This is a genomic window from Nonomuraea sp. NPDC004186 (genome assembly GCF_053603495.1).
Genome location: NZ_JBSGFQ010000010.1, coordinates 138474 through 159542, shown reverse-complemented (window position 1 = coordinate 159542; position 21069 = coordinate 138474). Strand labels below are relative to the sequence as shown.

The window sequence follows — 21069 nt, the reverse complement described above, 5'->3', positions numbered from 1 at the left end:
TACTGGGGGGTGGTTCGCAACCGAAACGCGGGAATCGCTTGGGACCCCGTTGGCTAACTTGCTGGTAACCGTGGCGTTTCCGAAATAGTGTGATATTGCTCACACAAAGGACGGCTCGCCCTCGGAGGCCCGCAAACCGAAGGGGGCCGCTTCCAGGCTGCCTCGGCCACTTCCGTGTCCCATCTGTGACACGTCACAGTTTGGTGACTTAGTTCGGGCATTCGGGACATGGAATAATAATTTGTGCGTGGCAGGCATCCTCCTGGTTGAAGACGACCCCTCGGTGCGTACGGCTCTCGAGCTGGCGCTGACCCGGCAGGGGCATTCCGTCACCTCCTACGCGACCGGCGAGGAGGCACTCGACCACATCAGGGCCCGCCGCCCGGAGATCGCGATCCTCGACGTGATGCTCCCCGGGATCGACGGGATCGAGGTCTGCCGCCGCGTACGCAAGCTCGACCAGCTCCCCGTCATCCTGCTCACGGCCCGCGGCGACGACCTGGACGTGGTGGTCGGGCTGGAGGCCGGCGCGGACGACTACGTGGTCAAGCCGGTCGAGCCCCGGGTCCTGGACGCGCGCATCCGCGCCATCCTGCGCAGGGCCGAGTCCGCCGCCTCCGATCGCATCACCTTCGGCGACCTCGTGATCGACCGGGGCGCGCTCAAGGTCATGCTGGCCAACAAGGAGATCCACCTGACGCCGACCGAGCTGCGGCTGCTGCTGGAGCTCGTACGGCACCCGGGCCAGGTGCTCAACCGCCGCTATCTGCTGCGCGAGGTCTGGGACCACACGCACATCGCCGACTCGCGGCTGGTGGACGCCTGCGTGCAGCGGATCCGGGCCAAGATCGAGCCGAGGCCGGCCGAGCCCGTGTTCATCCACACGGTGCGCGGGTTCGGCTACCGCTTCAGCCCTCCGTGATCCCCCTGCCCACGGGACTGCGCGCCCGCCTCGTCATCACGTTCACCCTCGTCGCCGTCACCGCCTCGCTGCTGGTCGCCACCATCGGCTTCGAGCTGGCCAAGACGGCGCTCGTGACCCGCGAGGAGAACACCTCTCTCGACCTCGTGATCAGAGAGCTGGGCAGCATCACGTTCCCCATCGGCAAGCTCGCGCCCGGCGAGGCCGCGCCGACCATCAAGGAGCTGGACCGGGTCGCCGCCGCGCTGAGCGGGCCGGGCCGCAGCGTGATCGTCGAGTACGGCACGCTGGTCTCCACCGAGGGGCCCATGACCCTGAGCGACGTGCCCAACGAGCTCTACGGCCGGGCCAAGCAGAGCGTGGTCACCCAGCGCAAGGTCATCCGCAACCAGCTCTGGCTCATCGTCGGCGCCGAGGTCTACCGCGACGTCGACGGCGCTCCCCAGGCCACCGGGCTGCGCGCGTTCGCGTTCTTCCCGATGCGGGGCGACGAGAACCAGCTCAACACGCTCAGGGCCACGCTCGCCCAGGCCGGCGCCGCCATCGTGCTGATCGCGCTGGTCGTGGCGCTGCTGTCGGCCAGGCAGGTGCTGCTGCCGGTCAGGCGGCTGAGCGCGGCCGCGCAGGCGCTCGGCCAGGGCAGGCTGGACACGCGCCTGCCCGTCCACGGGCAGGACGAGCTGGCCGAGCTGACCTCCAGGTTCAACGACGCGGCCGCGGCGCTGGAGCTGAGCGTGTCCGAGCTGCGCTCGCTGGAGGCCATGTCGCGCAGGTTCGTGGCGGACGTCTCGCACGAGCTGCGCACGCCCCTGACCGCCATGACCGCCGTGGCCGACATGCTCTCCGAGGAGGCGGGCCGGCTGCCGGATGCGCCGGCGGAGGCCGTCCGGCTGGTCCTCAGGGAGATCGAGCGCCTGCGCGAGCTGGTCGAGCACCTCATCGAGATCAGCCGCTTCGACGCGGGCACGGCCACGCTCAACGTCGAGCCGGTGAACGTGGCCGACGCCATCGCCGACTGCCTGGAGGTGCGCGGCTGGACCGATCAGGTGGAGGTGAAGGCGTCCCAGGGCTTGACGGTGAACCTCGACCCGAGGAGGTTCGACGTCATCGTGGCCAACCTGGTCGGCAACGCGCTCAAGCACGGGCAGCGACCCGTCATGGTGAGCGCCAGAGGCACGGAGAACGGCCTGGAGGTGAAGGTGCGCGACCACGGCAAGGGCATCCCGCGCGAGGCGCTGGCGCACGTCTTCGACCGCTTCTTCAAGGCCGGCGCGGGCCGGGCCCGCAGCCAGGGCAGCGGCCTCGGCCTCGCGATCGCCAGGGCGAACGTCCACCTCCACGGCGGCACGATCTCCGTACGCCTGCAGAATCCCGGCACGCTCTTCACGGTCTGGCTACCGCACTCATGACCCGCGCTCTCGTCCTCGCTCTCCTGCTCGCCCTGACGGCCTGCGGCATCTCGCCCACGGACGTCCAGGACCGGGGGAACGCGCCCACCATCAAGATCCCGCCGCCGTCCAAGACGATCTTCCTGATCAGGAACGGCAAGCTCGCCCTGGAGGCGGCCGACGTCGAGAACGACACCGTCGCCAGCCTGCTCGGCGCGCTCTTCGCGGCCTCCTCGCAACCTCTGGACGGCGGCCGGGACACCGCGCTGCGCGGGTTCACGTACCTGGGGATCAAGGACTCGCTGAACCCCGTGCAGCGCGACGAGATCCAGCTGCCCCGCACCTCGACGCTGACCGTCTACGTCAGGGGCGACGGCACGCTCACCAGGCTCGGCATGGCGCAGATCGTCTGCACGGCCCAGCAGGACGCGGCGTACGAGATGGTGAAGATCGTCCGGGAGAACGTGAACCGCCCCTCCAGGTCGGAGGGGCAGCACACCTGCGGCGAGCTCAAGTGATCACATCGTGATGTCCTCGAGCATCTCCGTCACCAGCGCCGCGATCGGAGAGCGCTCCGACCTGGTCAGCGTGACGTGCGCGAAGAGCGGGTGGCCCTTCAGCTTCTCCACCACCGCGACCACGCCGTCGTGCCGGCCGACGCGGAGGTTGTCGCGCTGGGCCACGTCGTGGGTGAGCACGACCCGGGAGTTGGCGCCGATCCGGCTCAGCACGGTCAGCAGCACCCCGCGCTCCAGCGACTGGGCCTCGTCCACGATCACGAACGCGTCATGCAGCGACCGGCCTCGGATGTGCGTCAGCGGGAGCACCTCCAGCATGCCCCTGTCGAGCACCTCCTCGATCACCTCGGGCGAGGTGATCGCGCCGAGCGTGTCGTAGACCGCCTGCGCCCACGGGCCCATCTTCTCGCCCTCGGTGCCCGGCAGGTAGCCGAGCTCCTGGCCGCCCACGGCGTACAGGGGGCGGAAGACGACCACCTTGCGGTGCTGGCGGCGCTCCAGGACCGCCTCCAGGCCCGCGCAGAGCGCGAGCGCCGACTTGCCGGTGCCGGCCCGGCCGCCCAGCGAGACGATGCCGATCTCCGGGTCCATCAGCAGGTCGAGCGCGATGCGCTGCTCGGCGGAGCGGCCGTGCAGGCCGAATACCTCGCGGTCGCCGCGTACGAGCTTCACCGACTTGTCCGGCTGCACCCTGCCGAGCGCCGAGCCCTTGGCCGACAGCAGCCGCAGGCCGGTGTGCGCCGGCAGGTCCCTGGCCTCCTCGAGGTCGGCGCTGCCCTGGTCGAAGAGCACCTCGACGTCCTCCGCGGTCACCTGGACCTCGGCCATCCCCGTCCAGCCCGACTCGTGTACGAGCTCGGCGCGGTATTCCTCGGCCGCCAGGCCGATCGAGGCCGCCTTGACCCGCAACGGCAGGTCCTTGGACACCAGGACCACGTCGCAGCCCTCGGCGGCCAGCGAGCGGGCCACGGTCAGGATGCGGGTGTCGTTGTCGCCCAGGCGGAACCCGACGGGCAGAATCGACGGATCGCTGTGATTGAGCTCAACCCTGATCGTGCCGTCCCCCGTGGGCATCGCCTCATCGAGCCTGCCGTACTGGACGCGCAGGTCGTCGAGGTAGCGCAGGGCCTTCCTGGCGAAGTAGCCGAGCTCGGGATGATGGCGCTTCCCCTCCAGCTCGGTGATGACCACGATCGGAAGAACCACGTCGTGCTCGGCGAAGCGTGTCATTGCCGCCGGGTCGGCCAGCAGGACCGACGTGTCCAGCACATACGTGCGCTTGGCCGACAGGTGAGTAGGGTTGCTCGAGGACACTGCCACACGTTCTCCCCCGGGCGCCCATAAGCGCGAGCGCCCTGCAGACGAGGCGGGAATCGGACCGGACCCACATCCCCGACCGCGAGCTGCCGTCGGCGCCGGGTACCGGCCCCCTCGGCAGATCTTGGTGCAAAGGCGGGCCCTCTCCGAAATGTCCGGCCTGCGGTCGGACATTTACTACGTTACGTTCTGAATGCCCCGTTGTCGCGTCATGAACCGTAACGTCGGTGTCTCGCAGCGTAGTCGCGCAGCGCCCGCAGGAAATCCACCCTGCGGAAGTCAGGCCAGTAGGCCTCGTGGAAGTAGAACTCAGAGTGAGCGCTCTGCCAGAGCATGAAGCCGGACAGGCGCTGCTCGCCCGAGGTCCGGATGAGAAGGTCCGGGTCGGGTTGGCCGCGAGTGTAGAGATGCTCCGCGATGTGCTCCACATCGAGCACCTCGACGAGGTCCTCGATGCTCGCCCCTTTGCTCGCTTGCTCCTGGAGCAGTGAGCGCACCGCATCGGCAATCTCACGCCTTCCTCCATACCCAACTGCAACGTTCACAATCAGGCCTGGACGGTGTGATGATGCTTCCTTTGCGTTTTTCAGGACATTCGCCGTCCGGTCCGGCAGCAGATCCAGCGCGCCGACCGGGCTGATCCGCCAGCCCTCGTCCACCAGCTCCTGCGTCACGTCCTCGATGATGCGCAGCAGCGGCTCCAACTCCTCCTTCGGCCGGTTGAGGTTGTCGTTGGACAGCATCCAGACGGTGACGACCTCGACGCCCGTCTCGCGGCACCAGTTGAGCAGCTCCGAGATCTTGTCCGCGCCCTTGCGGTGGCCGCTGGCGACGTCACGCATGCCCATCGCGCGTGCCCAGCGGCGGTTGCCGTCGATGATCACCCCGACGTGCCGGGGGATGATGTCCTTCGACAGCTTGGACTCCAGCCTGTGCTCATACAGCCGGTAGACCAGATCGCGCAGGCCCACGGAGTGCCTCCCCAGCGGTTGCCTTCGGTCGCATGACCCAACAGGCAATTATCACCGCGAATCGCCCGTGCCTGCTCCGTCTAGCGGATTCCTCGCCAGATCTCTACCTTCCAGACATCCTTCCGCCTCATCCACAAGGCTCCGGACGAACACCGACAGCTCCGACGACGTCAGCACCGCCCGCATGCCCACGCCCGTCGAGCCCCAGGCCTCCACGTACGCCCTTCTGGTCAGCCGCCACTCGCCCTTGGTGGCCTGCCACACGGGGATGGTCCTGAGCTGGCAGCGCAGCTCCCCGCCGCCCACCAGACCCGCTCTGGTGCGGTAGCGGAAGGAGAACAGCTCGCTGTCCGGGTCCTCGTCAGGGAACCTGTCGTCGGGGTCGGTCCACCGCCTGGCCGCTCCGCGTCCCTGCCTGGCCTCGTCCACCCCGCGCGCCAGGCGCGCGAGCAGCCAGCCGCACCGCTCTCCGACGCTCCCGTACGGCGTGCCGTCGCGACGCAGTTCGAGGGTGACCTCGTACGGCGTGCCGATGCTGTCCTTGCATGCCACTGGCGTGACGGTCAGATAAGAGCCGTCGACACAACGCAATCCCCCCATTCTCTGACGGTTTCCGGACGAATGCCTGCTAAACCGGCTATCCCTGATCCACCCCTGGCCGGTTGCGGCCACGCTCAGGGCAGGAATCGCGACCACCAATGGGGTTTGGGCGGCGGATCGGGCATGCGGCCGCGCTCGCGCAGCCAGGCGGCGAAGTCGTCCGCGTCGGTGCGGTAGCTGGGCGGCGGCTCGCTGCGGGACCGCGCGTAGGCGGCGAACTCCGCGGGCAGGTCGGGGCCGGCCGCGGCGGCGGCGTCGGGCCGGATCCTGGCCACGATGCCGCGCCGCTTGGCGACCAGGCTCGACGCCTGCACCCGCATCCGCTCCTGGTCGAACCCCTGGGGCAGCTCCGCGCCGGCGACGAGTGCCGCCACGACCTGCCCCTGCGCCTCGGCCAGCCGCCGCCGCGCCGCCCCCAGCCCCTCGGCGCCCGCCACCGCCGAGGGGACGTCAGCCGTCACCGCGGCCGGGGCTTCGGGGGCCGGGGAGCGGCGCCGGTCCGTCATCCGGGCTCCCCGGCCGCGGACATCGCCGTGCGGATCCTGGCCAGCTCGTTCCCCAGGGCGGCGTCGCTCGGGTACTCGTCGTCCCACTCCAGCAGCACCCCCGGCGGGGTGGCGCGGGCGCACAGCTCCGTGAGCAGGTCGAGCACCGGCTCCGGCGCGGAGGTGGTGTGCGTGTCGTGCCAGATGCCGTGGTGCTCGTACCCGCCGGCCACGTGGACGTACGCGAGGTGCTCCAGCGGCAGCGCGTCGAGCGCGTCCGTGGCCGACAACCCCAGGTTGAACTGGTTGGTGTAGAGGTTGGCCACGTCGATCAGCAGCCCGACCCCGGTGCGCTCGACCAGTTCGGCGAGGAACTGGGCCTCGGTCAGCTCGTCGTCCGGCCAGCCGAAGATGGCGGCGACGTTCTCCAGGGCGAGCGGCACCGGCAGCGCGTCCTGGGCCCTGCGCACGTTCGCGGTGATGACCCGCAGGGATTCGCGGGTGCGCGGCACGGGCAGCAGGTGCCCGGCCTCGATGCCGCCGCCCCGTACGAACGCCAGATGCTCGCTGACCAGCGGCGCGTCCAGCGCCTCCGCGCAGGCGGCCAGGTGGGCGAGCCGGGCCGGGGAGGGCGGCTCGGCGCCGCCGACGCCGAGCGACACCCCGTGCGGGACCACCGGCAGCCCCCTGGTGCGCAGCACGCGTAACGACTCGGGGAGGTCGGCGGGCTTGAGGTTCTCGGCGACGACCTCGAGGAAGTCGACGCCGGGCATCCGCTCGATGGACAGGTCCAGCTCGGCCCGCCAGCCGATCCCCACCCCCAGCTCGACCCCGGTACGCTGCCGTGCTCCCGGCTCGGCCATGTCAGCTCCCTCCTCCCCCGCAACCGCCGCCGCCGCAGCCGCTCCCGCCACCGCAGCTCGACGAGCTGCCGCAGCCTCCTCCGCCGCTGCCGCATCCGCTGGATCCGCTGTATCCGCCACCGTACGTCGCCCGCCGCCTGGGCCGGCGGGCCGCCCTGGCCGCACGCAGGTCGGCCTTCACCTGCGCGCCCGGACCGTACAGCGCGGTGTGCACCCGCCCGCCGCCCGAGCCCAGCGGGTGCGTCTTCCTGGCGTTGCCGAGCCGCTCCACCCCGTGGGCGGTCAGCTTGTGCCGACGGGACTTCCGGCGGTTGGCGATCGCGGCGGCCGCGCCGGCGCCGGTGATCGCCAGGGCGATCAGCGAGAACGCCAGGAGCGGCTTCGTGCCCTCGGTGAGCACGGTGACCACGGCCGCCACGACCCCCGCGAAGGCCAGCGCCGACACCACCTGAAGGCCGGCGGCCAGCCGGTCGAGCCGCCTGGCGCGGTCGCCGGGCAGGACCAGGCCGGCGTCCGTGAGGTGGCGCTTGAGCTCGTCCATCGCCAGGCTCCTGCGCACCTCGGTCTTGAGCGCGGACGCCGTGAGCCCGGAACGGTCGGCGACGGTGGCCAGCACCACCTGCTCGACGGGGTCCCGCGACACCGACCGCGCGTGGACGCTGTGCACGTGCCCCCCGCGTGCCACGCGCAGATCTCCCGAGCCGGTCAGGAGAGCGATGGCCGTGCCGGCCACCTGCCCCGGGCCGCCCGCCAGATAGGCGATCTCGTAGTGGCTCAGTTTCTGACCCATGGCGCGAGTACGGGACGTCGTCGAGACGGCTTGCTCGCGTTTGAATGCGGAGGCGGTGGTTAAGGCTGCCGCGGCCAGAGCCACCGAAAGGATCAGCAGGAACAGGTCCATTTAGGCCTCCCTCCGTACAGCCGAATAAGGCTGGTTATCGGAAGGACGCGTAAGGCAGCGGTAAAGGTTTCGTTCTGCTCATTTAGATTATTCGAATTTCGTCGGCGGCTCCGTCGAGTCGGACGGAGCCGCCGTACCGCACGAGGGATCAGCCGAGGCGGTCCAGCAGGGCGTTGTACTCGTCCCACAGTTCCTTCGGCAGATGCGAGCCGAACTTGTCGAAGTGGGCCGGGATCAGCGACGCCTCCTCGCGCCACACTTCCTTGTCGACCGACAGAAGCGTGCGCAGGTCCTCCTCGGTCAGGTCCAGGCCCTTGGTGTCGAGGTCGGCCGGCAGCAGGCCGATCGCCGTCGGCACGGCCTTGGCCTCACCGTTGAGCCGGTCGACGATCCACTTGAGCACGCGGCTGTTCTCGCCGAAGCCCGGCCAGATGAACTTGCCCTCGGCGTTCTTGCGGAACCAGTTGACGTAGTAGATCCGCGGCAGCTTGGCGCCCTTGCGGCGGCCGATCTCCAGCCAGTGGTCGAAGTAGTCGCCCATGTTGTAGCCGCAGAACGGCAGCATGGCGAACGGGTCGTGGCGCAGCTCGCCGACCTTGCCCTCGGCCGCGGCGGTCTTCTCGGAGGCGACGTTGGCTCCGAGGAAGACGCCGTGCTCCCAGCTCAGCGACTCTGTGACCAGAGGCACGGCGGTGGCGCGGCGACCGCCGAACAAGATCGCTGAGATGGGCACACCCTTGGGGTCCTGCCATTCGGGCGCGATGGTCGGACACTGGGCGGCGGGAGTGGTGAAGCGGGCGTTCGGGTGGGCGGCCGGCTCGTCGCCGCCGGGCGTCCAGGAACGGCCCTTCCAGTCGGTCAGGTGCGCCGGCGGCTCCTCGGTCAGCCCCTCCCACCACACGTCGCCGTCGTCGGTGAGCGCGACGTTGGTGAAGATGCTGTTGCCCCAGAGCGTCTTGATCGCGTTGGCGTTGGTCACCTGGCCGGTGCCGGGCGCGACGCCGAAGAAGCCGGCCTCCGGGTTGATCGCGTAGAGGCGGCCGTCGTCGCCGAAGCGCATCCAGGCGATGTCGTCGCCGATCGTCTCGACCTTCCAGCCCGGGATCGTGGGCTGGAGCATGGCGAGGTTGGTCTTGCCGCAGGCGCTCGGGAAGGCGGCCGCGACGTAGCGGGGCTCGCCGGACGGCGGCGTGAGCTTGAGGATCAGCATGTGCTCGGCCATCCAGCCCTCGTCGCGGGCCATGGCGCTGGCGATGCGCAGGGCGTAGCACTTCTTGCCGAGCAGGGCGTTGCCGCCGTAGCCGGACCCGTACGACCAGATCTCGCGGGTCTCGGGGAAGTGGCTGATGTACTTCGTCGAGCTGCACGGCCAGGGCACGTCCTGCCGACCGTGCTCCAGCGGCGCCCCGACGGAGTGGACCGCCTTGACGAACTCGCCCCGCTGCTCGATCAGGCGGAGCGCCCTGTCCCCCATCCTGGTCATGATCCGCATGGAGACGGCGACGTACGGGGAGTCGGTGATCTCGACGCCGAGCTGCGAGATCTCGCCGCCGAGCGGGCCCATGCAGAACGGCACGACGTACATCGTCCGGCCGCGCATGCAGCCCTTGAAGAGCTGCCGGAACGTCCGGCGCATCTCGTCGGGCGCGATCCAGTTGTTGGTCGGGCCCGCGTCCTCCTCGCGCTCGGAGCAGATGAAGGTACGGTCCTCGACCCTGGCCACGTCGCTGGGGTCGGACTTGGCGTAGAAGCTGTTGGGCCGGGCGGCGAGTCGCGTGAACGTCCCCTGATCCACGAGCAGGTTGGTCAGGCGCGTCCACTCCTCTTCGGACCCGTCGCACCACTCGATCCGGTCCGGCTGGGTCAGGGCGGCGATCTCGTTCACCCACGCGGCCAATTCGCCATTGCTGGTCGGTGCGGGCACTTCCACGGAAACGGACACGACTGCGACTCCTCCACTGTCTCAGGGCCCAGTCATCATTAACGACGAAGCGGCATGAAAGCCAATTGGCATAGACCTGTTGGCTTGACCGTCGCCGCAGGCAGCGGCCCTGACGATTGGGGGAGCCTACCCAGCCCGAGCAGATTTAAAAGAGAATTAACATGCAGTGGTCCAGTCCAATTCCGATGGTCTAAACCAATTTCCCCAGTGGTTTAGTCCATTTGCACGCCCGTTTCCGCTGCGTGGTCTCAGGAATTGACGTCGGGTCCCTCGGAGCGAACGCGGTCGACATGCTGGAGCGCGTCCCGCAGGTCGGCGAGCCATGTGTCGGTGTGCTTGCCGACCAGACGTACGCACCAGGCGAGCGCGTCGCTGCGACTCCTGGCCACTCCCGCGGCCACGAGCGTGTCCAGAACCTGCCGCTCCGTCTGACGCAGCCGGGTCATCACGGGCACGGAGAGTGTGGTGAACATCACAGTCTCGCCGCCGCAGACCACACCCCAGGACACCTTCTGCCGGAACTTGCGCTCGGCCTCCCGGGCGATCTCGATCCGCCGCTCGCGCGTCTCCTCCCTGAACCTCCTGGCCAGCCCTTCGACCAGAGCGGCCCGCTCGGCCTCCGGCACGTCGTCCGGGGGGTCGGGGAGGGTGCCGAGCACCGCGATCTCCTCGCGGTCCCTGACGATCTCGGGCGCTCCGGTGAACCAGCCCTCGGGCAGCCGTCCGGTGAACCAGCCGTGAATCTGCGCGGTGTCGTCGTCTGTTGCCATGTAATCACCATTACACAGTTGCAAGCGAAATGCACGCCTCCGGGACCGCGTTTACGCACCCCACCGCCCCCTCCCCCCTCATGCCCACCCCCCGCCTCACCGGCCCCACCGGCCCCGGAAGGGTCACGCCGCGAGGTGCTCACGGGGGGCCTGATCACGCGCACCCCAGCGACGGGCGCGGGGGCACGGCGCGGGCGGACCGTCGTCTTGCGGGCCTCGCGGGTGGGCCTAGGGATGCGCGGCGCGGCGCGGCACGGCGCGGCGCGGCGCGGCGCGGGTGCGCGCACCGGGGGCGGGCCGTCGGTCGTTGCCCGAGCGCGCCGTGCCACCACCCGTCCGCAGCATCGTGGCGCGGCCCAGGTGGGACGCTGTGCGCGCGCGTCGGCGGCGTGCGGCGCCGAGCAGCCGGGGCCGGGCTGGCCGGAGCCGGGGCTGGGCTGGCCAGGGACGGGGCCGGGCTGGCCAGGGACGGGGCCGGGCTGGTCGGGTACGGGGGTGGGCTGGTCGGAGCCGGGCTGGTCGGGGGACGGGTGGGGGGTTAGCGGACCTTGGCGGCGGCGACCGGGCTTATGCGGACGACGCCTGCCAGGTTGCGGGTGTGCACGGGCGAGATCTTGACGACATCGCCGGTGCGCGGCGCCTGGATCATCTTCCCGTTACCCCAATAAATCGCTACATGGGAGATGTAGTCGGGATTGGTCGGGTCAAGGCGCCAGAAGATCAGATCGCCCGGCTGCGCCTGCGACAGCGGAACCTGCGGCCCGGTCACCCACTGCTGGTGCGTCACCCGGGGCATCCGTACCCCCGCCTGGGCGAAGGCCCACTGGACCAGGCCGGAGCAGTCGAAGGTGTCGGGCCCCTCGGCGCCCCACACGTACGGCCGGCCGAGCTTGGAGGCGGCGGCCTTCAGCGCCACGGTGATCTGCTCGCCCGTCATGAATGACCCGGAAGGCCAGCTACGGGTCGGGGTCTGCGGCTGCGGGAGGACCGGGTTGACCATGGCCACCTGCGTGCCCTTGGGCAGCCGCTTGAGGATGGCCCTGCGCAGCGTCTCGGAGTTGGTCTCGGGGGCGCTCACGATGAGGGCGTTGTCGTGCGGGAGTCCTAAGGTCCGCCCCACGTTCTTGGACACGACGGCGTCCACCGCGCCGAACCCGGTGGTGGCGTACGCGCCGATCCGCAGCGTCCCGGCCGGGCTGGCCACGCGCCGGTGCAGCGCGAGCCCGCCGTCGTTGCCGAGCACGAACGAGACCGCCACGTCACCCGCCGCGACGTTCTGCCAGAGCGCGTCGGACGAAGCGGTCACCTTGGGCGTGTACGAGCGGAACGTGGACGGATTGACCGCCAACGTCTGCACCCGCTTGTCGTCGAGCATGACGGATGCCGCGTCGGCCAGCTCCAGGGCCCGCACCCCGCGCAGCTTGGCCACCTTCCGTAACAGCTCGTTGGTGAACGGCTTGCTGGTCAGCACGAACAGGTTGGGCTTGTGCAGCTTCTTCAGCGGCTCCACCGGCTGGACGGTGGTGACGGGTGGCGGTTGCTGCTGCCCCTGCTGCTGTTGCGGCCGGCGCTGCGCCAGCGGCGTCTGCTTGAGCGTGGCCTGCGCGCGTACGGGACCGACGTCCTGCCCGGATCGCGCGAGCAGCAGCACGTCGGCGGTCAGCACCGCGACCAGCGCCACCACGATGAACGGCACCAGCTTGTACGTGTTGCTCCGCTTACGAGAGTTGACCAGGAAGCTGAGATCCTGCCGGATCCCTGACGCACGCGAAAAATCCGCCGGGCCAGCGTGGGCCCGGCGGTCGTCCTGCGGGGGTGTCAGTTGCCGATGTACGGCACTGCCTCAAGGATCTCGACCGTGTTCTGGCGGCCGTTGGGCATGGAGTAGGTCGCCTTCTCCCCGATCTTCTTGCCGTTTATCGCCGCCCCCAGCGGGGACTTCGGCGAGTAGACGTCGATCGGCGCTCCGCTCTCTTCGCGGGAGGCGAGCAAGAAGGTGACCTCGTCGTCGTCGCCGACGAACCGGATGGTCACGGTCATGCCGGGGCCCACCACGCCCTCGGCCTTGGGGGCCTCTCCCACCTGGGCGTTGTCGAGGATCTGCCGGAGGTGGAAGATCCGGGCTTCCATCTTGCCCTGCTCGTCCTTGGCGGCGTGGTAGCCACCGTTCTCACGCAGGTCGCCCTCTTCGCGGGCGGCTTCGATCTTCTTGGCGATGTCGACGCGCCCGGGGCCAGAGAGATATTCGTACTCCGCCTTCAGGCGGTCGTACGCCTCCTGCGTCAGCCATGTGACGTTCTCATCGCGAGAGTCGGCCACGGGTTCTCCTTGCTTGCCTAGGGGGCCCTGAGATCACTTGAGGTTACGTGTGGTTGAATTGCGAAAGGCTAACAAGTCAACCGCTCCAACGCTTCCCCAAACGTCTCACTATACGAGATTGCAGTACTGGATGTGGACGGAAGTGGCCTCACCACTGGTGTCGAGGCTTTCCTTGATCTGCTTACTACCCCCGCCAGCCGGGATTCTTACTTCCTTGCTGCCCACTTCCGCGTGATAGACGTCCAGCGCCCTGATCCGGCAGACAGCCACCCTATCGTCTGGCTTGTACACCTCAAAGGTGATCTCCGCGCGATTCGCGCTGACGACGTTGAACGTCACCACCTGCGACGGCGCCTCCGAACCGCCCGCCGTCATCGACCACATCACGTAACCCCAGCCACCCGCGATGATGGCCACCAGCACGCCGATCACGACGTGGACGACCAGCCGCCCGCCTCGTTTGGGGCGGTCGGGGAAGTCGTCGGGTGTGCCGAGAACTGGTTGGTTCTCGACATCTCTGGTCGCCATGGCGGAATCTCCCTGCACTCCCTGAGCGTTATCCGAGACAATTGTCGCCCGCGGGGGGTGTGCCCTCGCGACCGCCCAGCAGAAACTAACCTCTCTGGGCGAGTGACCGGTCCCTACTGAGGAGACATCGAGCCCGTGAGTGCACCGCTGAGGCTGATGGCCGTCCACGCCCACCCCGATGACGAGTCGAGCAAGGGCGCCGCCACGATGGCGCGTTACGTGCGCGAAGGTGTGGAAGTGCTGGTCTGTACGCTCACGGGTGGTGAGCGGGGCTCCGTGCTCAATCCGAAGATGGATCGGCCCGAGATCGTGGCGAACATCGCCGCGGTGCGCAAGGCCGAGATGGACCGGGCCCGCGAGATCCTTGGCGTGCAGCAGCGTTTCATGGGCTTCGTCGACTCCGGGCTGCCGGAGAACGAGGACGAGGCGCTGCCCGAGGGCTCCTTCGCCACGCAGAAGCTGGAGGACGCCTCGGCGCCGCTGGTGGCGGCCGTGCGGGAGTTCAGGCCGCACGTGATCATCACGTACGACGACGACGGCGGCTACCCCCACCCCGACCACATCATGACCAACAAGGTCTCGGTGGAGGCCTTCGAGGCCGCCGGCGACCCCGACCGCTACCCGGGCACGGGCGACCCGTGGCAGCCGCTGAAGCTCTACTACCAGATGGGCTTCACCAAGGAGCGGTTCGAGGCGCTGCACGAGGCGATGACCGAGCGTGGCCTCGGCTCCCCGTACGCCGACTGGATCTCCCGCTGGGAGGACCGCCCGGCCAAGTGGCCGGTCACCACGCGGGTGCCGTGCGGCGAGTACTTCGAGATCCGCGACCAGGCCCTGATCGCCCACGCCACCCAGATCGACCCCGACAGCTGGTGGTTCGTCTGCCCGCGCGAGCTGCAGCAGGAGATCTGGCCGACCGAGGACTACCACCTGGCGCGCTCGCTGGTGGACACGGAGCTGCCGGAGGACGACCTGTTCGCGGGCATCCACGCCGAGGACGTCTCCCCCGCCTGCCACTGACGGGACCACGCTCCCCCAGTGGCAGACTGGAACTGTGAACGTTCTAGCAGCAGGTGATGTGAGTCCGGGCCTGCTCGGCTTCCTCGTCGTGGCTTTCCTCGGCTTTGCCCTGTACTTCCTGGTCAAGTCGATGAACAAGCAGATGTCGAAGATCCAGGTCCCCCACGAGGGCGACGTGGACGACAAGAAGGCCGAGTAGATGCCGATCGAAGTTGTCGACAACTCGACGGAGAGCCGGTTCGAGGTGCTCGTGGACGGCAAGGTCGCCGGGTTCGCCGACTACCGCCTGCTGCCCACCAAGATCGTCTTCACGCACACCGAGGTCCTGCCCGCGTACGAGGGGCAGGGGCTGGCGAGCAGGCTGGTCGCGTTCGCGCTCCAGGCGAGCGCCGACACCGGCCTGCGCGTCGTGCCGCTCTGCCCCTACGTGGCGAAGTACATCAAGCGTCACCCCGAGTTCCAGCACCTGGTCGACAGCTCATTCGGCAGCGCGTGACCAGGCTCGTTCCAGCGCCTTGGGCAGGCCCCACCAGCCCAGCGGAGTGAGCACCTCGTCCTTGTCCACGATGCCGAGATAGCCCCACAGGCTCACCACCGAGCCGAACAGGCTCTCGGTCGCGTTGAGATCGTCGGTGTCCTGCTCGTCGACGTCGATGTCCTCCGACTCGGCGATGAGCCGCGCCATCCGCTCGGGCGAGGCCAGCACCCCCGGGCCCAGCCTCGCCAGCGCCGCCACCCCGGCCAGCCAGTCGGCGTGCTGGATCGCGCAGAGGTTGGCCAGCGTCGCGTCCTCCAGGGTGAGCTCCCCGTCCAGGTCGACGAACTCCTCCAGCAGATCCCCGCTCTCCGACAGGTCCGAGATCGGCCCCGCGATGCCCGCCGCCACCGCCAGCCACAGCTCACCGTCGTCGTCCGGCATCGGGCCTTCCTCGAACCCGGCGCAGGCCCGCAGCACGTTGGCCGGGTAGCCGGGCAGGGCGAGCAGCGTGCGCAGGCGCGCCGCCGCCGCATCCAGCTCGCCGGCGGGCAGCTCGGGCTGCGCGGGCAGGCCGGCGAGGATCCGCCGCAGCTCCGACAGCGCGAACGCCTCCTCCTCGTCCCAGATCGCGAACGACTCCTCGTCCAGCTCGTCGCTCACCGCGAACCCGGGCACCCTGCCGTCCGCCAGCGGCGTGCCGAGCCAGCGCTCCTGCAGCTCCTCGTACGCGCCGCGGGCCGCCCGATCGCCTTCCGCCAGCGCGTCGGGGTCGATCTCACCGGCCTCGACCCGTTCCTCCAGGTACGCGACCAGCCAGCCGAACATCTCCACCGCCACGGGCCCGCGCTCGTCCTCCTCCGGCCAGACGAAGTAGCTGGGCGTCATGAGGATCGGCTCGGTGCCGGTGGACTCGACCCAGCGCTGCACGTCGCCGACCGTGGCGACACCCGCCTCGATCGAGCTGAGCGTGGTCTTGGCGGACTCCCAGAACGGGCGGGAGAGCGGGTTGCCCGCCGCCATCATCGCGCGCCGCAGGTCGGGCAGCGCCACCAGCGCCACCCCTGAGGGAACGGCCAGCAGGGCGCGTGCCACGTCCCTGCGGGTGACGGCGCCGACCGGGCGGCCGGCGTGTGCGCAGACGAAGTCCATATCCACGCCCCGTAACCTAGCCCGTCCCGGCCTCCCCAGTCAGCCGCCCCCGGCTCTCGTTCGGCGAGCGCCCCGTCCGAGCACCGGGGCAGCGGGCGGGCCGTGCGGCGGGAGAGGCCCGGGCCGGGGGCGGACTAGGCTGATCAGTGGAGGTCCTGATGAACCGCTTGAAAGACGCCACGAGCCCCTACCTGCTGCAGCACGCGGACAACCCCGTGGACTGGCGCCCCTGGGGTGAGGAGGCGTTCGCGGAGGCCAGGCGGCGGGACGTGCCGCTGCTGATCAGCGTCGGTTACTCAGCGTGTCACTGGTGTCACGTGATGGCACACGAGAGCTTCGAGGACCCCGGCACCGCGCGCCTGATGAACGAGCACTTCGTCAACATCAAGGTCGACCGCGAGGAGCGGCCGGACGTGGACGCCGTCTACATGGGGGCCACCCAGGCGATGACGCGCCAGGGCGGCTGGCCGATGACGGTGTTCGCCACTCCCGAGGGCCACCCGTTCTACTGCGGCACCTACTTCCCGCGCCCCCACTTCCAGCGCCTGCTCACCGAGGTGCACAACGTGTGGGTCGGCGACCGGCAGTCCGTGCTGCAGCAGGGCGCCAAGGTGGTGGAGGCGCTCACCACGAACACCACGCTGCCCAGCGGGGCCGTGCCCAAGGAGGAGACGCTGGCGCTCGCCATGCGCAACCTGGGCCAGGAGTTCGACGGCGTCAACGGCGGCTTCGGCAGGGCGCCGAAGTTCCCGCCGTCCATGGTGCTGGAGTTCCTGCTGCGCTCGGGCGAGCGCGAGATGAGCGGCGAGACGCTCGGGTCGATGGCCCGCGGCGGCCTGTACGACCAGCTCGGCGGCGGGTTCGCCCGCTACAGCGTCGACGCGGAATGGGTCGTGCCGCACTTCGAGAAGATGCTCTACGACAACGCGCTCCTGCTGCGCGTCTACACGCACTGGTGGAAGGCGGGCGGCGGCGAGCTCGCGCGGCGGGTGGCGCTGGAGACGGCCGACTGGCTGCTGCGGGAGATGCGCACCGAGGAGGGCGGGTTCGCCTCCGCGCTCGACGCCGACAGCGAGGGTGTGGAGGGCAAGTTCTACGTATGGACGCCCGAGGAGCTGCGCGAGGTGCTCGGCGAGGACGACGGGCGCTGGGCGCAGGAGCTCTTCGAGGTGACCGGCACGTTCGAGCACGGCACGTCCGTGCTGCAGCTCCCACGCGATCCCGACGACCCGGCGCGCTACGCGAGCGTCCGCGAGCGGCTGCTGGCCGCCAGGGAGCAGCGCGTACGCCCGGGACGCGACGACAAGGTCGTGGCCTCGTGGAACGGCCTGGCCATCGCGGCCCTGGCGGAGACCGGCGTGGTGTTCGAGCGCCCCGACCTCGTGGCGGCGGCCACGGCCGCGGCCGGCCTGCTCGCGAGCACGCACGTGGCGGACGGCAAGCTGCTGCGGACGTCCAAGGACGGCAGGGCGGGCACCAACGCCGGGGTGCTCGAGGACTACGCCAACCTGGCCGAGGGCCTGATCTCCCTGTACGGCGTGACCGGCGAGCCCAGGTGGCTCCGGCTGGCGGGCTCGCTGCTGGACACGGTGCTCGACAGGTTCGCCGACGACACGGGCGGCTTCTACGACACCGCCGACGACTCCGAACGCCTCTTCCAGCGGCCGCAGGACCCCACGGACAACGCCACCCCGTCGGGCCAGTTCGCGGCCGCGGGCGCGCTGCTCTCCTACGGCGCCCTGACCGGCTCCACGCGGCACAGGGAGGCCGCCCAGGCCGCGCTCGGCGCGGTGTCCGTGCTGGCCACGGGGCACGCCAGGTTCGCGGGCTGGGGCCTCGCCGTGGCTCGGGCGGCGCTGGACGGGCCCGTGGAGGTGGCCGTGATCGGCCCGGCCGACGACCCGCGCACGGCGGAGCTGCACAGGGCGGCGCTGCTGGCCGACGTGCCGGGGCTGGTGGTCGCCCGCGGCCCCGGCGACTTCCCGGAGCTGCTGGAGGGGCGCGGGCTGGTCGGCGGGGCGCCTGCCGCGTACGTGTGCAAGGGGTTCACCTGCCGCCTGCCTGTGACGACGGTCGATGACCTGCGGGCGGAGCTGGGCGCGGCGCGCTAACCCGACTGCGGGCGGCCCGTGGTGGCGTCGTTGATCGTGTCGCCCCCGGTCGTGGGCTGGTCGGGCGCCTGCTGCTGCGTGGACGGCGGGCCGGTCTGCTCGTCGGGCTGCTGCTGGTCCTGCTGCGGCCCGTTGTCGCTCGGCTGATCCGTCACCGGCGGGTCTGTGGACGGGGGCGCGGTGATGTCGGGCTCGGGCGTGTTGTCGAACCAGTCGTTCGGGTCGGACGGCGGCGTGTACTCCTGCTGGGGACCGTCCTGGTTCTGGTCGGGCGACGAGTAGTCGGGGCCCCAGCCGTAGTCGGACGGCTCGGGGAACTCCTCGACCGGCTTGCCCGCCATGGCCTCGGTCATGAACGCCCGCCAGATCTGCGCCGGGAGCTGGCCGCCGAACTGCGTGCCGTACCCGGGGATCGTGACGGTGGCGTTGTCCTCCCTGAACATGTCGACGGCGACGGCGAGCTGCGGCGTGAACCCGTTGAACCAGACGCTCTTCGACTTGTCCGTGGTGCCCGTCTTGCCGGCCACCGGGCGGTCGTAGAGCCGGGCGCCGGTGCCGGTGCCGTACTTGACGACCTGCTGCATCGCGTACGTGGCGTCCCCGGCTGCCTGCTCGCTGACCACCCGCGTCGAGACCGGCTCGACGGTCTTCTTCTTGCCCTCGGCGTCTGTGACCGACATCACCACGTGGGCCTCCATGTGCACGCCCTTGTTGGCGAACGTGGAGAAGCCCGAGGCGTTCTGGACGGCGCTGACCGAGGAGACGCCGAGCGGGAAGGACGCGTAGCTCTGCTGCTTCTCGAGCTGCGTCTTGGGGATGCCCGCCTTCTCGGCGACGGCGGCGACCTTGTCCAGGCCGACCTTCTGGCCGAGGTCCACGAACGCGGTGTTGACCGAGTTCTGGGTGGCCTGCACCAGGTCGATCTCGCCGTAGGAGCGGTCGCTGTCGTTGGGGATCGGCTTCGGGTCGGACGCCACGCGCATCGGCGAGTTGCCGTCGACCCTGGTGGACAGGTCGAAGCCGTTGTCGAGCGCCGCCGCCAGCGTGTACGGCTTGAACGTCGAGCCGGCCTGGACCTTGGCCGAGAACGCGCTGTCGTACTGGGACTGCGCGGGGCTGCCGCCGTAGAACGCGACGATCTCACCGGTGGCCGGATCGACGGCCGCCAGCCCCGTGTGGACCTTCTTGGGCGTGGCGTCGGGCAGCACGTCCTTGACGGCCCGCTGGGCGGCCTGCATGAGCTTCTTGTCGAACGTCGTGACGATCTTCAGCCCACCGCCGTTGATGTCCTCGTCGGAGTAGCCGCGCCGGTTGAGCTCGGCCGTCACCTGCTCCAGCATGTACTGGGCCTGCCCCTTGAGCTCGAACGGCTTCTTCGGCGCCGCGAGCTTGGGGAAGCGCTGGGCGGCGACCTGGGCGGGCGTCAGCATGCCGGTCTGGCCCATCGCGTCGATCACGGACTTCCAGCGCTCCTGGGCCGCCGCCAGGTCGGGGCCCTTGGGGTCGGCGAAGCGGCTGGGCTGCTGGATCACCGCCGCGAGGTAGGCGCCCTCGGCGACGCTGAGCTGGCCGACGTCCTTGCCGAAGTAGGCGCGGGCGGCCGACTGGACGCCGTTGGCGCCGCGGCCGAAGTAGATCGTGTTGAGATACTGCTCGAGCACCCAGTCCTTCGACTTGGACTGGTCGACCTTGATCGCGATGAGGATCTCTTTGAACTTCCGGGTGACGGAACGTTCCTGGCTGAGGCCGCTGTAGTAGTTGCGCACGAGCTGCTGGGTGATCGTCGAACCGCCCTGGAGCTGCTGCCCGGTGACGGTGGACCAGACGGCCCGCGCGGTGCCCTTGACCGAGACGCCGCCGTCGTCGTAGAAGGAGCGGTTCTCGGCCGCGATGACCGCCTGTTGCACGTGCTTGGGAACCTTGGCCAGCTCGACGCTCTTGCGGTCGATGCCCTGGCGGGCGAGCACGGTCTTGCCGTCGCGGTAATAGATCACCGAACCCTGCGCGGTGGCCTGCTTCTGCGTGGAATCGGGAATAGGCGTCAGCGCCCATGCGACCGCGAAAAGCCCGACGAGTACGAGGATTCCCGCGCCAAATGAAATCAGTAGAAGTCGGAGTACTCGTCGTTTTCGCATCCCGTTGCCACCGCCGCTCCGCACCCTCGACCCCCCTTGTCCACCCCTCATGCGCTGGGCGAATGTCAAGGCTAAACGATCGATAACGGTGCCTCGTCCCCTAGCGATAGTACGGCTACCGGTCACCGCGGCGCGGAACATCGGCGACCAACGGCAGCACTCGATAGGGAACCGGGGTGTCCAGGGCGATGATCGAATTAGTCCGGAGCACACCCTGTACATCAACGATTCGATCGATAACTCGCTGCAAATCGGCATTTGTCCGCGCCACCACGCGGCAGAGAAGATCGCTGTCGCCGGTGATCGTGTACACCTCCAGCACCTCCGGGATGGCGGCCAGCCGGTCGGCCACCGGGTCGTGCCCGGCGACCTGTCTAATCTCCATGCTGACAAACGCGGTGACGTCATAGCCGAGCGCCTCCGGCGACACGTCCGGCCCGAACCCGGTGATCACTCCCCTGGCGATCAACCGGTCCATCCGGGCCTGAACGGTGCCGCGGGCCACGCCGAGCCGGCGCGAGAACTCGAGCACCCCCAGGCGGGGCTCCTCCGTCATGAGGGTGATCAACCTGGCGTCCAGCTCATCGATCGTCATACTGTACAGATTTACCCGATATCTCGGAGCGCCGCTAGGCAGGTTGTCCACCGATTG

The 21069-nt window shown here is 69.6% G+C and carries 22 protein-coding genes; 8 read left to right on the top strand and 14 right to left on the bottom strand.

The features are described from left to right. Nucleotides 1–247: 247 nt before the first annotated feature. Genes ACWEPL_RS11385 through ACWEPL_RS11375 form a run of 3 tightly spaced genes read left to right on the top strand, consistent with a single transcriptional unit; the run spans nt 248 to nt 2828 of the window. Nucleotides 248–922 (top strand): response regulator transcription factor, encoded by a 675-nt coding sequence (locus ACWEPL_RS11385; protein WP_355197335.1) that lies wholly within the window; start codon nt 248–250, stop codon nt 920–922. Beyond that, entirely contained in the window at nt 919–2331 is a 1413-nt protein-coding gene (locus tag ACWEPL_RS11380; RefSeq protein ID WP_363970779.1) for a HAMP domain-containing sensor histidine kinase, read from the top strand. Before ACWEPL_RS11385 ends, ACWEPL_RS11380 begins: the two co-directional genes overlap by 4 nt. Then, on the top strand, nt 2328–2828 hold the full coding sequence (locus tag ACWEPL_RS11375) for a hypothetical protein (protein WP_363970777.1): 501 nt from the start codon (nt 2328–2330) through the stop codon (nt 2826–2828). The genes ACWEPL_RS11380 and ACWEPL_RS11375 overlap by 4 nt, the downstream gene beginning before the upstream one ends. On the opposite strand, the gene ACWEPL_RS11370 is transcribed toward ACWEPL_RS11375, so the two are convergent. The 8 genes from ACWEPL_RS11370 to ACWEPL_RS11335 all read right to left on the bottom strand — a co-directional run bounded on the left by ACWEPL_RS11370 (nt 2829) and on the right by ACWEPL_RS11335 (nt 10677). Further along, complete coding sequence (locus ACWEPL_RS11370; RefSeq protein ID WP_436839091.1) at nt 2829–4097, bottom strand: PhoH family protein; 1269 nt, start codon at nt 4095–4097, stop codon at nt 2829–2831. A 257-nt stretch (nt 4098–4354) separates the two neighbouring features. Beyond that, nucleotides 4355–5116, bottom strand: a complete 762-nt coding sequence (locus ACWEPL_RS11365) for an isoprenyl transferase (RefSeq protein ID WP_350725689.1) — start codon at nt 5114–5116, stop codon at nt 4355–4357. A 51-nt stretch (nt 5117–5167) separates the two neighbouring features. Next, entirely contained in the window at nt 5168–5668 is a 501-nt protein-coding gene (locus tag ACWEPL_RS11360) for a hypothetical protein (RefSeq protein ID WP_350725691.1), read from the bottom strand. Between the two features lie 122 nt (nt 5669–5790). Continuing rightward, nucleotides 5791–6222, bottom strand: coding sequence for a hypothetical protein (locus tag ACWEPL_RS11355; protein ID WP_452435967.1), 432 nt, complete (start codon nt 6220–6222; stop codon nt 5791–5793). Further along, entirely contained in the window at nt 6219–7064 is an 846-nt protein-coding gene (locus ACWEPL_RS11350) for a DUF692 domain-containing protein (RefSeq protein WP_363970772.1), read from the bottom strand. The genes ACWEPL_RS11355 and ACWEPL_RS11350 overlap by 4 nt, the downstream gene beginning before the upstream one ends. A 1-nt stretch (nt 7065) precedes the next feature. Then, on the bottom strand, nt 7066–7965 hold the full coding sequence (locus ACWEPL_RS11345; RefSeq protein WP_452435966.1) for a TIGR04222 domain-containing membrane protein: 900 nt from the start codon (nt 7963–7965) through the stop codon (nt 7066–7068). 148 nt (nt 7966–8113) lie between these two features. Continuing rightward, nucleotides 8114–9907 (bottom strand): phosphoenolpyruvate carboxykinase (GTP), encoded by a 1794-nt coding sequence (locus tag ACWEPL_RS11340; protein WP_452435965.1) that lies wholly within the window; start codon nt 9905–9907, stop codon nt 8114–8116. 248 nt (nt 9908–10155) lie between these two features. After that, the gene (locus ACWEPL_RS11335; protein ID WP_363970766.1) at nt 10156–10677 is read right to left on the bottom strand and encodes a hypothetical protein; all 522 of its coding nucleotides are present in this window, start codon (nt 10675–10677) and stop codon (nt 10156–10158) included. 389 nt (nt 10678–11066) lie between these two features. Between ACWEPL_RS11335 and ACWEPL_RS11330 the strand changes: the two genes are divergently transcribed. Next, a complete protein-coding gene (locus tag ACWEPL_RS11330; RefSeq protein WP_452435964.1) occupies nt 11067–11219 on the top strand; it encodes a hypothetical protein in 153 nt (50 codons plus the stop codon). Here the strand turns inward: ACWEPL_RS11330 and ACWEPL_RS11325 are convergent. The 3 genes from ACWEPL_RS11325 to ACWEPL_RS11315 all read right to left on the bottom strand — a co-directional run bounded on the left by ACWEPL_RS11325 (nt 11216) and on the right by ACWEPL_RS11315 (nt 13524). Then, nucleotides 11216–12373, bottom strand: a complete 1158-nt coding sequence (locus ACWEPL_RS11325) for a C40 family peptidase (protein ID WP_363970764.1) — start codon at nt 12371–12373, stop codon at nt 11216–11218. The genes ACWEPL_RS11330 and ACWEPL_RS11325 overlap by 4 nt on opposite strands. A 122-nt stretch (nt 12374–12495) precedes the next feature. Next, a complete protein-coding gene (gene greA, locus ACWEPL_RS11320; protein ID WP_148437100.1) occupies nt 12496–12996 on the bottom strand; it encodes a transcription elongation factor GreA in 501 nt (166 codons plus the stop codon). 108 nt (nt 12997–13104) lie between these two features. Next, a complete protein-coding gene (locus ACWEPL_RS11315) occupies nt 13105–13524 on the bottom strand; it encodes a DUF4307 domain-containing protein (RefSeq protein WP_355197352.1) in 420 nt (139 codons plus the stop codon). A 135-nt stretch (nt 13525–13659) separates the two neighbouring features. On the opposite strand from ACWEPL_RS11315, the gene mca reads away from it, so the two are divergent. Genes mca through ACWEPL_RS11300 form a run of 3 tightly spaced genes read left to right on the top strand, consistent with a single transcriptional unit; the run spans nt 13660 to nt 15040 of the window. Continuing rightward, nucleotides 13660–14544 (top strand): mycothiol conjugate amidase Mca, encoded by an 885-nt coding sequence (gene mca / locus ACWEPL_RS11310; RefSeq protein WP_452435963.1) that lies wholly within the window; start codon nt 13660–13662, stop codon nt 14542–14544. 34 nt (nt 14545–14578) lie between these two features. Beyond that, nucleotides 14579–14743, top strand: a complete 165-nt coding sequence (locus tag ACWEPL_RS11305) for a hypothetical protein (protein WP_192788033.1) — start codon at nt 14579–14581, stop codon at nt 14741–14743. Continuing rightward, nucleotides 14744–15040, top strand: coding sequence for a GNAT family N-acetyltransferase (locus ACWEPL_RS11300; RefSeq protein ID WP_350725709.1), 297 nt, complete (start codon nt 14744–14746; stop codon nt 15038–15040). It abuts the gene before it with no gap. On the opposite strand, the gene ACWEPL_RS11295 is transcribed toward ACWEPL_RS11300, so the two are convergent. After that, complete coding sequence (locus ACWEPL_RS11295; protein ID WP_452435985.1) at nt 15023–16171, bottom strand: hypothetical protein; 1149 nt, start codon at nt 16169–16171, stop codon at nt 15023–15025. The genes ACWEPL_RS11300 and ACWEPL_RS11295 overlap by 18 nt on opposite strands. A gap of 158 nt (nt 16172–16329) precedes the next feature. Between ACWEPL_RS11295 and ACWEPL_RS11290 the strand changes: the two genes are divergently transcribed. After that, nucleotides 16330–18282 (top strand): thioredoxin domain-containing protein, encoded by a 1953-nt coding sequence (locus tag ACWEPL_RS11290; RefSeq protein ID WP_452435962.1) that lies wholly within the window; start codon nt 16330–16332, stop codon nt 18280–18282. On the opposite strand, the gene ACWEPL_RS11285 is transcribed toward ACWEPL_RS11290, so the two are convergent. Further along, on the bottom strand, nt 18279–20276 hold the full coding sequence (locus ACWEPL_RS11285; RefSeq protein WP_363970759.1) for a transglycosylase domain-containing protein: 1998 nt from the start codon (nt 20274–20276) through the stop codon (nt 18279–18281). The genes ACWEPL_RS11290 and ACWEPL_RS11285 overlap by 4 nt on opposite strands. A 256-nt stretch (nt 20277–20532) precedes the next feature. Next, nucleotides 20533–21012, bottom strand: a complete 480-nt coding sequence (locus ACWEPL_RS11280; RefSeq protein ID WP_350725715.1) for an Lrp/AsnC family transcriptional regulator — start codon at nt 21010–21012, stop codon at nt 20533–20535. Nucleotides 21013–21069: the final 57 nt, after the last annotated feature.